This is a genomic window from Variovorax boronicumulans, from assembly GCF_019352895.1.
Lineage (GTDB): Bacteria > Pseudomonadota > Gammaproteobacteria > Burkholderiales > Burkholderiaceae_C > Variovorax > Variovorax boronicumulans_A.
The window spans coordinates 464,258-477,288 of the sequence record NZ_JAAAFX010000007.1 but is presented as its reverse complement, the minus strand read 5'-3'; the positions used below and the strand labels follow the sequence as shown (position 1 = coordinate 477,288).

12 protein-coding genes are annotated in these 13,031 nt (G+C 71.5%); 6 read left to right on the top strand and 6 right to left on the bottom strand.

The genetic code is table 11. The annotated features are described in order from the left end of the window. A complete protein-coding gene (locus K0H49_RS17205; protein WP_219214970.1) occupies positions 1-1,317 on the bottom strand; it encodes an Nramp family divalent metal transporter in 1,317 nt (438 codons plus the stop codon). Between the two features lie 150 nt (positions 1,318-1,467). On the opposite strand from K0H49_RS17205, the gene K0H49_RS17200 reads away from it, so the two are divergent. Both K0H49_RS17200 and K0H49_RS17195 read left to right on the top strand, forming a co-directional pair. Next, positions 1,468-3,906 carry a catalase gene (locus K0H49_RS17200; protein ID WP_219214968.1) on the top strand — a complete coding sequence of 813 codons (2,439 nt, stop codon included), beginning with the start codon at positions 1,468-1,470 and terminating at the stop codon, positions 3,904-3,906. Between the two features lie 86 nt (positions 3,907-3,992). Beyond that, positions 3,993-4,787: a transglutaminase-like domain-containing protein gene (locus tag K0H49_RS17195; RefSeq protein WP_219214966.1), complete on the top strand. Its 795-nt coding sequence runs from the start codon at positions 3,993-3,995 to the stop codon at positions 4,785-4,787. A 22-nt stretch (positions 4,788-4,809) separates the two neighbouring features. Here K0H49_RS17195 and K0H49_RS17190 read toward each other — a convergent pair whose 3' ends face one another. After that, entirely contained in the window at positions 4,810-5,949 is a 1,140-nt protein-coding gene (locus tag K0H49_RS17190) for a YihY/virulence factor BrkB family protein (protein WP_219214964.1), read from the bottom strand. 146 nt (positions 5,950-6,095) lie between these two features. Further along, positions 6,096-7,646 (bottom strand): CYTH and CHAD domain-containing protein, encoded by a 1,551-nt coding sequence (locus K0H49_RS17185; protein ID WP_219214961.1) that lies wholly within the window; start codon positions 7,644-7,646, stop codon positions 6,096-6,098. A gap of 49 nt (positions 7,647-7,695) precedes the next feature. Here K0H49_RS17185 and K0H49_RS17180 point away from each other — a divergent pair, with 49 nt between their 5' ends. The 4 genes from K0H49_RS17180 (at position 7,696) to K0H49_RS17165 (ending at position 10,381) form a co-directional block, all read left to right on the top strand. Beyond that, positions 7,696-8,001 (top strand): hypothetical protein, encoded by a 306-nt coding sequence (locus tag K0H49_RS17180; RefSeq protein WP_219214959.1) that lies wholly within the window; start codon positions 7,696-7,698, stop codon positions 7,999-8,001. 185 nt (positions 8,002-8,186) lie between these two features. Next, positions 8,187-8,699, top strand: a complete 513-nt coding sequence (locus K0H49_RS17175) for an AAA family ATPase (protein ID WP_219214958.1) — start codon at positions 8,187-8,189, stop codon at positions 8,697-8,699. 2 nt (positions 8,700-8,701) lie between these two features. Beyond that, positions 8,702-9,310 carry an NUDIX hydrolase gene (locus K0H49_RS17170; RefSeq protein ID WP_219214955.1) on the top strand — a complete coding sequence of 203 codons (609 nt, stop codon included), beginning with the start codon at positions 8,702-8,704 and terminating at the stop codon, positions 9,308-9,310. 9 nt (positions 9,311-9,319) lie between these two features. Further along, entirely contained in the window at positions 9,320-10,381 is a 1,062-nt protein-coding gene (locus K0H49_RS17165; RefSeq protein ID WP_257624931.1) for a MerR family transcriptional regulator, read from the top strand. Here K0H49_RS17165 and K0H49_RS17160 read toward each other — a convergent pair. The 3 genes from K0H49_RS17160 to K0H49_RS17150 form a co-directional block, all read right to left on the bottom strand. Next, positions 10,378-10,824: an HIT family protein gene (locus tag K0H49_RS17160; RefSeq protein ID WP_219214952.1), complete on the bottom strand. Its 447-nt coding sequence runs from the start codon at positions 10,822-10,824 to the stop codon at positions 10,378-10,380. The two genes, K0H49_RS17165 and K0H49_RS17160, sit on opposite strands and share 4 nt — an antisense overlap. Positions 10,825-10,911: 87 nt before the next feature. Beyond that, complete coding sequence (locus K0H49_RS17155) at positions 10,912-11,877, bottom strand: DMT family transporter (protein WP_219214949.1); 966 nt, start codon at positions 11,875-11,877, stop codon at positions 10,912-10,914. Between the two features lie 7 nt (positions 11,878-11,884). Then, positions 11,885-12,976 carry a GlxA family transcriptional regulator gene (locus tag K0H49_RS17150; protein WP_219214946.1) on the bottom strand — a complete coding sequence of 364 codons (1,092 nt, stop codon included), beginning with the start codon at positions 12,974-12,976 and terminating at the stop codon, positions 11,885-11,887. Positions 12,977-13,031 lie beyond the last annotated feature (55 nt).

Sequence of the window (13,031 nt, the reverse complement as noted above, 5' to 3'; positions counted from 1 at the left end):
TCAGCCGAGCACGGTGGCGACGAGCCACACGTTCGCGACGCTGATCACGGCGAACAGCGTCCACGCCGAGGCCTTCATCACGAGGCCGTTGGCGTGTTCGCCCATCAGCGCGCGGTCGCTGGTGAAGCGCACCAGCGGCCAGATCGCGAAGGGCAGCTGGAAGCTCAGCACCACCTGGCTGAGCACCAGCATCTTGCCGATGCCGCCGTCGCCGAACCAGCGCACGCCCAGGTAGGCCGGCACCAGCGCCAGCGCGCGCGTGATCAGGCGGCGCTGCCAGCAGGGGATCTTCAGGTCGAGGAAGCCTTCCATGATGATCTGGCCGGCGATGGTGCCGGTGAAGGTCGAGCTCTGGCCCGAGGCCAGCAGCGCGATGCCGAACAGCGTGGCCGCCAGCGAGCTGCCCACCAGCGGTTCGATCAGGTGGTAGGCGTCCTCGATGTCGGCCACCTCGTGGTGGCCGGTGGCGTGGAAGGCGCTGGCCGCCAGCACCATGATCGCGGCGTTGACCAGCAGCGCCAGCGACAGCGACACCACCGCGTCCAGCGTGCAGAAGCGCAGCGCCTCGCGCCGCGCCGCCTCGGTGTGGTCGAGCAGCCGGGTCTGGACGATCGACGAGTGCAGGTAGAGGTTGTGCGGCATCACGGTGGCGCCCACGATGCCGATCGCCAGGTACAGCGCGCCGGGCTGCTGCAGCCGCGCGAGGCTGGGGCCGAAGCCCATCGCCACGCCGAACCAGTTGGGCTGCGAGATCGCAAGCTCGACCGCGAAGCAGCCCGCGATGGTCAGCACCAGCGCCAGCACGATGGCCTCGACCCGGCGGAAGCCCGCACCCTGCAGGCCCAGCACCAGCAGGGTGTCGAAGGCGGTGATCGCGATGCCGACGGGAATCGACACGCCGAACAGCAGGTGCAGTGCGAGCGCACTGCCCAGCACCTCGGCCAGGTCGCAGGCCACGATGGCCAGTTCGGCGCCCAGCCAGAGGAAGCGGTTGACGCGCGGCGAATAGTGCTCGCGGCAGGCGCGCGCCAGGTCCTTCTGCGCCACCAGCCCGAGCCGCACGCACAGCGTCTGCAGCAGCATCGCCGCCAGGCTGGCCAGCAGCACGACGAAGAGCAGGCCGTAGCCGTACTTGGAGCCGGCCTCGATGTCGGTGGCCCAGTTGCCGGGGTCCATGTAGCCCACCGACACCAGCAGCCCGGGGCCGGCGTAGCGCCAGAGCTTGCGGTGGAAGGGCAGGCCGGGATCGATGGCGATGCTGCCCTTGACTTCGGAGGGACAGAAGGGCGCCGTGGCGGTGCGGGGCAGCAAGGACATGCGTCGGATGATAGGACGCGCCGCCATGGCGCATCGGCCGCATGGGACAGCACCCGTGGCAAGCGGGGGTGGCGTCCTACAGGTCGGGCCGGGGGCGCTGCCTAGCGTGGCACTCCCCCCACCTGAATACACCCGGAGAGCCCGACCGCCATGGCCAAATCCCGCGCCCCCGCACACCCGCCCGTCGATCCCGCCACGGCGGTTGCGGCCCAGGCTGCAGCACGCAACACCGACAGCGGACCGGCCCATCCGGCGCCGCCGAACGCCGCCCCCGGCGACCTGCCCGCCCAGAGGGCCGCCGACACGCAGGCCCTGGTGGCCGCGATCCCCGCCAACACCAACAAGCCGCTCGAACACGGCGAAGCCAACGCCCTGTTGGCACCCACGGGCCTGAGCGCCACACCGGCCTCGCGCCTGCCCGGCGGCAGCACGCTGTCGGAGGCCAACGCCTCGGACAAGACCGGCACGGTCGCGGCCGAAGGCGTGAACGCCACCATCGACACGCTGGACCGCGTGCGCGTCGATTCGGCCGGCCAGCGCCTCACGACCAACCAGGGCGTGCCGGTGGCCGACAACCAGAACTCGCTCAAGGCCGGCGTGCGCGGGCCGGCGCTGCTCGAGGACTTCATCCTGCGCGAGAAGATCACGCACTTCGACCACGAGCGCATCCCCGAGCGCATCGTGCATGCGCGCGGATCGGGCGCCCACGGCTTCTTCGAGGCCTACGCACCGCTGACCGAATACACCAAGGCCTCGCTGTTCGCCGAGGCCGGCAAGGTCACGCCGGTGTTCGTGCGCTTCTCGACCGTGGCCGGCGAGCGCGGCTCCAAGGACACGGCGCGCGACGTGCGCGGCTTCGCCGTCAAGTTCTACACCGACGAGGGCAACTGGGACCTGGTGGGCAACAACATGCCGGTGTTCTTCATCCAGGACGCGATCAAGTTCCCCGACCTGGTCCACGCGGTCAAGCCCGAGCCGCACCACGGCATGCCGCAGGCCGCCTCGGCCCACGACACCTTCTGGGACTTCGTCGGCCTGATGCCCGAATCCACCCACATGCTGATGTGGCAGATGAGCGACCGCGCGATCCCGCGCAGCTACCGGATGATGCAGGGCTTCGGCGTGCACACCTTCCGGCTGGTCAATGCAGCGGGCGAATCGGTGTTCGTCAAGTTCCACTGGCAGCCCAAGCTGGGCACGCACTCGCTGGTGTGGGACGAGGCGGTGAAGATCTCGGGCGCTGACCCGGACTTCCATCGCCGCGACCTCTGGGAAGCCATCGACGCGGGCGAGTACCCCGAGTGGGAACTGGGCCTGCAGATCTTCACCGAGGAACAGGCCGAGGGCTTCAGCTTCGACATCCTCGACGCCACCAAGATCGTGCCGGAGGAGCTGGTGCCGGTGCAGATCGTGGGCCGCATGGTGCTCAACCGCAACCCCGACAACTTCTTCGCCGAGACCGAGCAGGTGGCCTTCTGCACCGCGCACATCGTGCCGGGCCTGGACTTCACGAACGACCCGCTGCTGGCCGGGCGCATCCACTCCTACGTCGACACGCAGATCAGCCGGCTCGGCGGCCCGAACTTCCATGAGCTGCCGATCAACGCGCCGATCGCGCCGGTGCACAACAACCAGCGCGACGGCATGCATCGCCAGGCGATCCACCGCGGCCGCGTGGCCTACGAGCCCAACTCGCTGGCCGGAGGCTGTCCCTTCCAGGCCGGCGCCGCGCAGGGCTTCACCAGCGTGGCCAAGCGCATCGATGCGCAGGCATCGAGCGACAAGGTGCGCGCCAAGCCCGAGAAGTTCGCCGACCACTACACGCAGGCCACGCTGTTCTTCGAGAGCCAGACGCCGGTCGAGCAGGCCCACATCGCGGCCGCCTTCCGCTTCGAGCTGTCGAAGGTGACCGTGCCCGCAGTGCGCGAACGCGTGATCGCGGGCCTGGTCAACGCCTCGCCCGCGCTGGCGGCGCAGGTCGCTGCCGGCCTGGGCATGGCGGTGCCGCCGGCGCTGCCACGCGCGCTGGAGACGCCCGCGACGCCCGAGGTCGAGCGCTCGCCCGCGCTCTCGCTGATGGCGCGCCCCGGCGACGGCGGCATCCGCTCGCGCAAGATCGCGCTGCTGGTGGCCGACGGCATCGACGGTCCCTCGCTCACGGCGCTGCAGGCCGCGCTGTTCAATGCCGGCGCCGTGCCGCGGCTGGTCGGGCCGCGCCTGGGCCGCTTCACCGCGGCCACGGGCGAAGTCTTCGAGGCCGACGCCTCGATGGAAAACAGCCCCGGCTTCCTGTTCGACGCGCTGGTGCTGCCCGACGGCGAAGGCGCGGCCGAGGCGCTGGCGGCGGTCGCCCACACGCTGGACTTCGTCAAGGACCAGTACCGCCACTGCAAGACCATCCTTGCGCTGGGTGCCTCGCAGGCGCTGCTGAGCGAGGCCGGCGTGCCGCTGACCCTGCCCGACGGCGCGGCCGACCCGGGCCTGATCCTGGCCGACAGCGCCCACATCGCCGCCGCCACGGCCGACTTCATCGCCGCGGTGGGCCAGCACCGGCACACGGCGCGCGACAGCGATCCGCCGCGGGTCTGACCGCATTCGTCGACTTTGGCGGTCACGCGGGCGCCATGCCTGCGTGGCAGGCTGTGGCCCTTCCTCCCACCACCGATCGACGACGAATGAAGCTTCAAGCCAACTGCACCATGACCGTCCAGGCCGCGGTCGATTGCCCCGTGGTCGCGATGCTGCGCCCGCGCAGCGGCCTGGCGCAATGGATGATCAGCGAGCGCTACGAGCTCTCGCCCTGGGTGCGCACCACCGAGTACGTCGACAGCTACGGCAACCTGTGCCAGCGCCTGACCATTCCCGAAGGCGAGATGCGCATCGAGGTCGACATGGTGATGGAGACCGAGCAGTACATCCGCGTCACGCCCGGTGCGCCGCCGACGCCCATCGACCGGCTGCCCGACGACGCGCTGCTCTACCTGCTGCAAAGCCGCTACTGCCCGTCCGACAAGATGGAGGCGCGTGCGCTCGAGATCGTGGGCGACGCCGCGCCCGGCTACGACCAGGTGGAGGCGATCCGCCACTGGATTCACGCGAACCTGGTCTACCAGTACGGCGTGAGCGACGCCACCACCGACGCGCTCGACACGCTGGCGCACGGCGCGGGCGTGTGCCGCGATTTCTCGCACGTGGGCGTGGCCTTCACGCGCGCGCTCAAGATCCCGGCCCGGATGGTGGTGGGCTACCTGCACACGCTCGATCCGATGGACATGCACGCCTGGTTCGAGGCCTTCATCGACGGGCGCTGGTACACCTTCGACGCCACGCAGGCCCAGCCGCTGGGCGGGCGAATCGTGGTGGCCTACGGCCGCGATGCGGCCGACGTGGCCTTCGTCTCGAACTACGGACCGCTGGAGATGGGCGAGATGCGGGTCACGGTGCAGCATCTGGAGACGCCGCTGCCCTGAGCCTGCCCACGCGGCAGGCGCTTCAGCGCTGCCGCGCCTGCCGCGCAGCCCGGCGCTGCCGCTTCTGCCAGCGCGCGACCACGCCGCTGGCCAGCGTCGCGATGGCGAGCACCGCCACTTGGCGCGTCAGTTCGGAGGTGGTCTTCTGCAGCCGGAGCGCAATCTGGCGCTGTGTCTCGGCGGTGCGCGCGAGCGTGGCCTCGTCGGTCGATGCGCTCGGCGCCACGGCGCCGGCCGCCACTGCCGCGGGCGCCGCATCGGTGCCGGCATCGGCCGCCGCGGCCGTCGCACGCGTGCTGGCCACCGCCTTGGCCCCGGCCACCGAGCCGTGCTCGTCGGCATAGACCTTGGTGAACTCGGCGCCCAGCAGGAAGATCTGTGCCGCGTAGTAGACCCAGGCCAGCAGCACCACCAGCGAGCCGGCGGCAGCAAAGGATTCGGCCACGCCGCTCTTGCCGATGTACAGGCCGATCAGCATCTTGCCGACCTCGAACAGCACCGCCGTCACGACCGCGCCGACCCAGACGTCGCGCCAGCGGATCGCGGCGGTGGGCATGAACTTGAAGATCATCGCGAACAGCACGGTCGTGATGGCCAGCGAGATCAGCACGTTGAGGCCCTGCAGCAGCAGCTCCCAGCCCGGCATCAGGCCGCCGGCCCAGCCGCCGAAGGCCGCCACGCCGGCGCTGACCAGCAGCGAAACCATGAGCAGGAACACCAGCCCGAGGATCAGGCCGAAGGACAGTACGCGCGCGCGCAGCACCGCCCACACGCCGCTGGGCTTGTCGGCCTCGGGCACGTGCCAGATGCGGTCGAGCGCGCTCTGCAGTTCGGCGAACACCGTGGTCGCGCCGACCAGCAGCACCACGATGCTGATGCCGCCCGCCACCAGCCCGCGCGCGGGCGCGTCGGCGCTCTTGATCAGCCCCTGGACCGCGATCGCGCCGTCGCGCCCAATCAGGCCCTGCAGCTGCGCGACGATCTCGCCCTGCACCGCCTCGCGGCCGAACACCGCGCCCGCGATGGCGATCACGATCACCAGCAGCGGCGCCAGCGAGAACACGGTGTAGTAGGCGATCGACGCGCCCATGCTGGGCGCGAAATCGTCGATCCAGGCCGTGACGGCCTTGCGGCACAGGGCGAACAGGTGTTGGGGCTTCATGGCGGCGACCGGCAAGGGCAGGGTGGGAGGCGAAAGCCCACTGTGGCCCGGCCGGTGCGAGCGCCGGTGACGTCAAGCGCGGAAGCTGGAGTAGGCCAAAGACGATGCGCTCGCAGCGCGCCGCCGGCCCGTCGCGGTGCCGCCGCTCAACCCTTGGCCCGTTTGCGCCAGAAGCGCTGCGCCTTGTCGACCTGGCGCAGGGCCTTGCCGCTGGCGCGCACGCTCTCGGGCTGGCGCGCCGACAGCCAGCCGATGGCGAACCAGAGCGGCGGCGCATCCGCGGGCTGGGCCGCCTCGGCCGCATCGAAACAGGACTCGAGCGCCACCTGCTCGTCCTGGAACCAGCCCAGCGCGTCCTGGGCCGGGCCGAGCCGGCGCAGGTAGCGTGCGGCGCGCTTGTGATCGAACAGCGGCGCCACGAACTCGGCCAGGTAGCGCAAGCGCTTGAGCCGCTTGCGCACCGCGTGCCGGGCCTGCGCATCGAGCGATGCGAAATGCGCGCCGTCGCGCACCACGCGCGCATGCAGCTTGTCGAGCGTCGCGCGCAGCTGGCGGCGCGCCTCGGCCGGCGTGGCGCCTTCCTGCGGCGGCGCGTCGGCGCTGCGCGTGAGCGCCTGCGCCGTGAAGCCGATCAGCCCGACCAGCACCGCCTGGAAGGCCGCCGCACGCACCGCGTCGCCGGGCGCCAGGGCATCGACCCTGTCGGCCGGCCACGCGATCGGCGGCACGCCGGCCTCGTGCAGTGGCAGCGCGAGCGACTGCTGCTGCAGCTCGGCATCGCGGCGCGCGCCCAGCGCCTGGAACACCTCGACCAAAGGCGGCGTCCAGGCCGGGTCGAAGCCCGGGCCCAGCGCCTCGAGCGTGCGCAGCGCGGTGCGCAGGCGGCGGATGCCGATGCGCAGCTGGTGCAGCTGCTCGGCGTCCTCGCTGCCGGCGGCGATCTCGCTGGCGTTGGGCAGGATCTGCGCCAGGCAGGACGCCAGCACCGCGCGCTGCAGCGCCGGGCCATCGGGAAAGCCCTTGTCCGCATCGCCGAAGCGCGGCGGCGCGGCCTTGACTGCCGGCACCGAGGTCGTGCCCGCCAGCAGGCGTTCGCCGCACTCGGCCTTGGACACCGTGCTGAACCACAGCCGGTGCGTGCGCGACCAGCGCTGCGCCAGCGCCACCAGCCCGTCGACCGGGCCGCGCACCAGTTCCAGTTCGAGCTCGCACACCGCGGCCGTGCGCGGCGCGGCGACGCCCGGCGGGTGCGCGGTGATGGTGCCGGTGTCCAGCGCCAGCTCGACCACGGTGGACCCGCTGCGCAGCTGGCGCGTGAGCCGCCAGATGTCGGTGCCGTAGGTCGGCTGCAGCGGCTGGTCGGCCTTGGCCAGCAGCGCGGCGATGCGCTCGCCCACGGGCGTGCCCGCATGGCGCGCGACGTCCGGCACCGGCGCGTCGCCGGCGCGCGCCAGGCCCAGGTCGACGTTGTGCTCGAGCCGGTGCAGCGGCCCGTCGCCCAGCGCCTTGGCCGTCTGCACCCAGCGGCGGCCTTCCTTGCGCAGCCGCAGCACCGCGCCGTGCGCGCCCAGCGTGCCGTCGGCCGTGTCGAAATAGCGCGCCTGCAGTCGGGTGCGCTGCACCAGGGCGCGGCGCACGGCCGACTCGACGGCCTTGAGCCGCTCGGCGGGGATGTGGAACTTGAATTCGATTTCCATGGCAGTCGAGGTCCGAAAGAGCCGAAGAGTGTCGGGCATGATCGCCTGCATGTCCGACGCGTACCAGATCGATATCCCGCCCTCCTTCTTCGCGCTCTACGCCGACCCGGCGCGCCAGCGCCTGCGCGAACCCATCGAACTCGTGCGCCAGCGCTACGAGGTGTGCGAGGACCTGGCGACCCACCTGACCGAGCATGCGCGCATCCTGGCGCATGTCGAGGTGCCCTCGGAGGACGAGGTGCTGCACCGCATCCACGACGGCCTCGCCACCCCCGAGTCGGGCGTCTCGGCCGCCGAGGCCCGCTGGATCGTCACGCGGCTGGCCGAGCTGCTGGGCTGGCAGAGCCCGCTGTAGGCCGAGGCTGCCGGCCCATCGGCTATGCTTTGCGCCATGGCCCGCTCGCACATCGCGTCGATCATTCGCACCATCCGGAAGATGGTGGGTTGACGCGCGGCTTCTGCAGCCATTCGAAACCCGCCCCCTGAGGCGGGTTTTTTTCTGTCTCCCGGGGTGCCCTCAAAGTCACTGGAGATTGAAAGATGCAAGAAACCGACACGCCTTCGAAGCCTTCCACGCCCGCCGTGCTGCACCTGGTCTGCGGCAAGATCGGCGCCGGCAAATCGACACTCACGAAGCGCCTCGCGGCGGCACCGCACACCGTGCGCATCAGCGAAGACGACTGGCTCGCGCGGCTGTACCCGGGCGAGATCCACGCGCTTGCGGACTACGTGCGCTGCGCGGGCCGGCTGCGCGAGGCCATGGCCGGCCACGTCGAGGCGCTGCTCGCGGCCGGCACCTCGGTCGTGCTCGACTTTCCGTCGAACACCGTGGCGACCCGGCGCTGGGCCCGCGGCGTGTTCGAGAAGGCGGGAGCCACGCATCGCCTGCACCACCTCGATGTGCCCGACGACGTGTGCAAGGCCCGGCTGCGCGCACGCAACCTCGCGGGCGGGCATCCCTTCGAGACCTCGGACGCGGAGTTCGACCAGATCAGCCGCCACTTCGTCGCCCCCACGGCGGACGAAGGCTTCCACGTCATCCGCCACGATTGACCATGCACGCACGGACCCGAGAAGAACTGACCCACTACCTGGCCTGCCACCCGGGCGAGCACGAGCGCCTGCACGCATTGCGCGCGCAGATCGCGCACGACGACGGCATCTTCAGCCGCGCCAATATGGCGGGCCACATCACCTCCAGCGTGCTGGTCTTCGATGCCGACCGCAGCCATGTGCTGCTGATCCACCACAAGGTCTACCGCAGCTGGATGCAGCCGGGCGGCCATGTCGAGCCCGATTCGGCCAGCCTGTTCGAATCCGGCCTGCGCGAAGTCGAGGAAGAGACCGGCCTGCCGGCCGCCGACACGCAGCCGCTGCGGGACGGCCGGGCGCTGGACATCGACACCCACGCGATCGCGGCCCGCCCGGCCAAGGGCGAGGGCGCGCACCGGCACCACGACTTCATGTTCGCCGTGGTGGCGACCCGGCCCTTCGCACCCAGGCCCCAGCTCGAGGAGGTCAACGGCGTCGAATGGATGCCCATCGCGGACTTCCTGGCGATCCCGGGCCGGCGCATGCGGCATCTGGTGCCTAAATTGCGTGCCCTGCTTGACCCGGCCCCTGCGGCCGCCCCTAGAAACACGCCCTTCGATCCCAACCGATGAGGTGATTCCTTGACAGCTTCCCTTCGCTTCCTGAACCCCGGCCAGGCCGCCCGGCGCCTCGGCGTGTCCGCCAAGGCGCTGCGTCTCTACGAAGCGCGCGGCCTGGTGGCGCCGGAGCGCAATGCCGCGGGCTGGCGCGCCTACGGCCCCGAACAGATGCAGCGGGCCGCGGACATCGTGGCGCTGCGCGCGCTGGGCCTGAGCCTCGCGCAGGTGGCCAGCGTGCTGCAGGGCGAGGCCGACGGGCTCGCGCCGGCGCTGGCGGCCCACCAGGCCGCGCTGGAAGCGCGCGTGCGCCAGCTGGCCGGCACCATCGACCAGGTCCGCGGCCTGCGCACCGAACTCGAACGGGGCCACCCGCCGACGCTCGACGAGCTCACGCGCCTGCAGCATGCGCAGCCCGGCCTCGGCGTCGAATTCGCACTGCCCTGGCCCTGGGGCGGTGAAACGTTCACGCTGCGCGACATCCGGCCGTTGAACTACATCGTCGGCCCGCTGGGCAGCGGCAAGACGCGGCTGGCCCTGCGTCTCGCGGAAGCCCTGCCGGGCGCCGCCTTCCTGGGGCTGGAACGGGCCACGGACGGCCGCGCGCAGGTGCGGCTCAACGCCGACCCGGCCCTGCGATGGCGCGTCGAGCAGACGCTGGCCCGGCTGGTCGAGGAGGGCGCCTGGGCCTCGGAGGCGCTGCTTGCTCTGCTCGTCGGCCTGGAGGACGAAGGCCCGGCAGCACTTGTCATCGACCTGGTGGAGCAGGGCCTGGACAGCGCGACGCAGCAGGCCCTGGCCGCCCATCTGCGCGCCCGCGGGCCCGACGCCCGGCCGTTGTTCCTCATGACCCGTTCCTGCGCGATGCTGGAGCTGGCCGCCGTGGGCACCGACGCGGCCATCCTGCTGTGCCCCGCCAACCACAGCCCGCCCACGCGGGTCCTGCCCTTTCCGGGCGCGCCCGGCTACGAGGCCGTCGTGACCTGCCTGGCCCCGCCCGAGGTCCGGGCCCGTACGGAAGGCGTCATTGCCTGGCGGCCGCCACAGGGGCAGGACGCGGCGTCAGGCCAGGGCCTGCGCGCCTAAGCCGCAGGCAAGGCGTCGCGCAGGCGCTGCGCATAGCCTTGCAGCACCGCCGCCGCCGGCTCCTTGCGCGGCCAGCTCAGGCCGACACCGTCGTCCGCATGGCGCGGCACCACGTGCAGGTGGAAATGGAACACCGTCTGGCCGCCTTCGGGGCCGTTGGCCTGGAGCAGCGTGAGGCCCGGCGGGTCGAAGGCGTCGCGCACGGCGCTCGCCACCTTCTGCGCGGTCTGCATCACGGCGGCGGCTTCTTCGGGCGTGAGCTCGAACAGGTTGGCCGCGTGGCGCTTGCTGGCCACCAGCACATGGCCGGGGTTGACCTGGCCGATGTCCATGAAGGCAATGGTCAGTTCGTCCTCGTACACGTGTGCGGCCGGAATCTCGCCCGCCACCAGGCGGCAGAAGATGCAGTGTCCCGGGGGCGAGGTGTCGACGAACTTGGGCATGGGCGGGGTCTCCTTCGGGGGTGTGGCGCCGCCGTGCGCGGCGCGGTGTCTCGATGATAGGGAGATCGGGCGACGGACCCGCAGCCCCTAGGCGGACGGCCCCGGGACGATCACGCGCGGCCGATGCGCCTGCACGCAGAACAGCACGCTCGCCACCACGCAGGCCATGGCCAGCCACTCCAGCCCGGTGGGCAGCCGCTGTTCCCAGAGGAAGCCGTAGAGCAGCGCGAACAGGGTCTCGAACAGGATCATCTGGCCCACCATGGTCAGCGGCAGCAGCCGGCTCATGCGGTGCCACAGCGCATTGCCCGCGATGGAAGCGCCCAGCGCCACGCAGACCACCACCACCGCCAGGCGCCCCCATTCGGCCGCGCTGTGCGTGTCGCCGTCGAGCCACAGCGCGAAGGGCAGCAGCAGCAAGGCCTGCGCGCCCGTGACCACGCCGGTCGCGAGGTTCCAGTCCTGCACCGACACCTGCGGCAGCCGTGCCAGATGTCGGCTGTTGCGCACGGCATAGCCGGTCCACGACGCCAGCGCGCCGATCGCGCACAGCAGGCCGACCAGCCCGCCGGCCGGCGCCTCCCCGCCCAGCGACTGCCAGCCGATGCAGGCCACGCCCGCCAGCCCGCACAGCAGCGAGGGCGCGAGCCGGCGCAGCGGCACGGCCTGGTGCTCGCGGCTGCCGATCACCGTCACCAGCATGGGCAGGAAGCCGATCACCAGCGAGGTCATGGCGATGCCGCCGCGCTGCACCGCGTTGGCCAGCAGCACGTAGTAGGCGGTGTTGCCCCACAGGCTCAGCCAGCACAGCGCCCACCAGTCGCGCCGGTCCAGCTGCGCCGCGAGCCGCCGCCAGCGCGGCAGCAGCAAGGCGGCGGCGAACAGGCCGTAGGCCAGGAAGCGCCCGACCGCCAGCTGCAGCGGCGTGAAGCCGCGCACCAGCTCGGGCGCGAGGAACACCAAACCCCACAGCGCGCCGGCGCCGATGCCGCAGGCGATGCCGGTCCAGATATGGCGGTCGGGGGTGCGGGTGAAAAGGGCGCCGTTGCTCATGCCCGCACTATCGCCGGTCGGCGCGCGCTGGCTTCCTGTCGCCCGCCGCGGTCGATGCGGGCACCGCCAGCGCGTCGGCCGCGTGCAGCCCGCGGCTCGCGAAGCGCTTGCGGTAGTCGCGCGGTGCCACGCCCAGATGGCGCTGGAAGGTGACCCGCATGCGCTCCTCGTCGCCGAAGCCGCACTGCAGTGCGATCTGGTCGACGTGGCTGGCCGAATCCTCCAGCAGGCGGCGCGCCGCCTCGAGCCGGAGCACCTCGACCGCCTTGGCCGGCGTGCGACCGGTCTTCTGCTTGTAGAGGCGGGCGAAGTTGCGCGGGCTCATGCACGCCCGCTCGGCCAGCAGGTCGACGCTCAGGTCGGCGCGGCGCAGGTTGCCGGCGATCCAGAGGTTGAGTTCGTCGAAGGCGGACGTCGCATCGGTCTGCGACTGGAGCAGGGCGCTGAACTGCGAGTGCCCGCCGGGCCGCTTGAGGTACACGACCAGCTCGCGCGCGACTTCCATCGCCACGGCGTGCCCGCAGTCGGCCTCGACCAGCGCCAGCGCGAGGTCGATGCCGGCCGTCACGCCAGCCGAGGTCCACACCGGCCCCTGCTGCACGAAGATCGCGTCGCGATCGATCTGCACCAGCGGGAAGCGCTGGTTCATCATGTCGAACATCAGCCAGTGGGTGGTGGCGCGCTTGCGGTCGAGCAGCCCGGCCGCGGCCAGCAGGAAGGCCCCGCTGCACACCGACGCGGTGCGCCGGCTGCGGCCCGAGGCACGCCGCAACCACTGGACCAGCGGTGCCGAGTCGTCGAGCACCGAGGCCATGTGCGGCGAGCCGGGCACGATGAGCGTGTCGACCGACGACGGGCGGCAGCCGGCCAGCCGCGTGGTCTGCAGCTCGAGCCCTTCCGCGCTGCGCACCAGGCCGCCGTCGAGACTGGCCGTCACGCGCTCATAGCCCTTGAGCCCACGCGCCTCCATCGCCTTGGTCGCGGCCCAGAACACCGTCTGCGCGCCGGTCAGGTCGAGCAGGCCCACGTCCGGATAGGCGACGAACAACACGCGCCGTGCCTTCTGGGAGTTTGGCCGTATTTCAGGGGTATCAGTCATTTCAGCCTGATTGTTCCATCCCTACGATCAAGGCGTCAAACACACTCCAGAAGGC

Excerpts from the sequence above, each read along its gene's own strand:
- K0H49_RS17150 (WP_219214946.1), bottom strand. The coding sequence starts at position 12,976 with ATGACTGATACCCCTGAAATACGGCCAAACTCCCAGAAGGCACGGCGC.
- K0H49_RS17175 (WP_219214958.1), top strand. The coding sequence starts at position 8,187 with ATGCAAGAAACCGACACGCCTTCGAAGCCTTCCACGCCCGCCGTGCTG.
- K0H49_RS17160 (WP_219214952.1), bottom strand. The coding sequence starts at position 10,824 with ATGCCCAAGTTCGTCGACACCTCGCCCCCGGGACACTGCATCTTCTGC.
- K0H49_RS17155 (WP_219214949.1), bottom strand. The coding sequence starts at position 11,877 with ATGAGCAACGGCGCCCTTTTCACCCGCACCCCCGACCGCCATATCTGG.
- K0H49_RS17190 (WP_219214964.1), bottom strand. The coding sequence starts at position 5,949 with ATGAAGCCCCAACACCTGTTCGCCCTGTGCCGCAAGGCCGTCACGGCC.
- K0H49_RS17200 (WP_219214968.1), top strand. The coding sequence starts at position 1,468 with ATGGCCAAATCCCGCGCCCCCGCACACCCGCCCGTCGATCCCGCCACG.
- K0H49_RS17185 (WP_219214961.1), bottom strand. The coding sequence starts at position 7,646 with ATGGAAATCGAATTCAAGTTCCACATCCCCGCCGAGCGGCTCAAGGCC.
- K0H49_RS17170 (WP_219214955.1), top strand. The coding sequence starts at position 8,702 with ATGCACGCACGGACCCGAGAAGAACTGACCCACTACCTGGCCTGCCAC.
- K0H49_RS17195 (WP_219214966.1), top strand. The coding sequence starts at position 3,993 with ATGAAGCTTCAAGCCAACTGCACCATGACCGTCCAGGCCGCGGTCGAT.
- K0H49_RS17205 (WP_219214970.1), bottom strand. The coding sequence starts at position 1,317 with ATGTCCTTGCTGCCCCGCACCGCCACGGCGCCCTTCTGTCCCTCCGAA.
- K0H49_RS17180 (WP_219214959.1), top strand. The coding sequence starts at position 7,696 with ATGTCCGACGCGTACCAGATCGATATCCCGCCCTCCTTCTTCGCGCTC.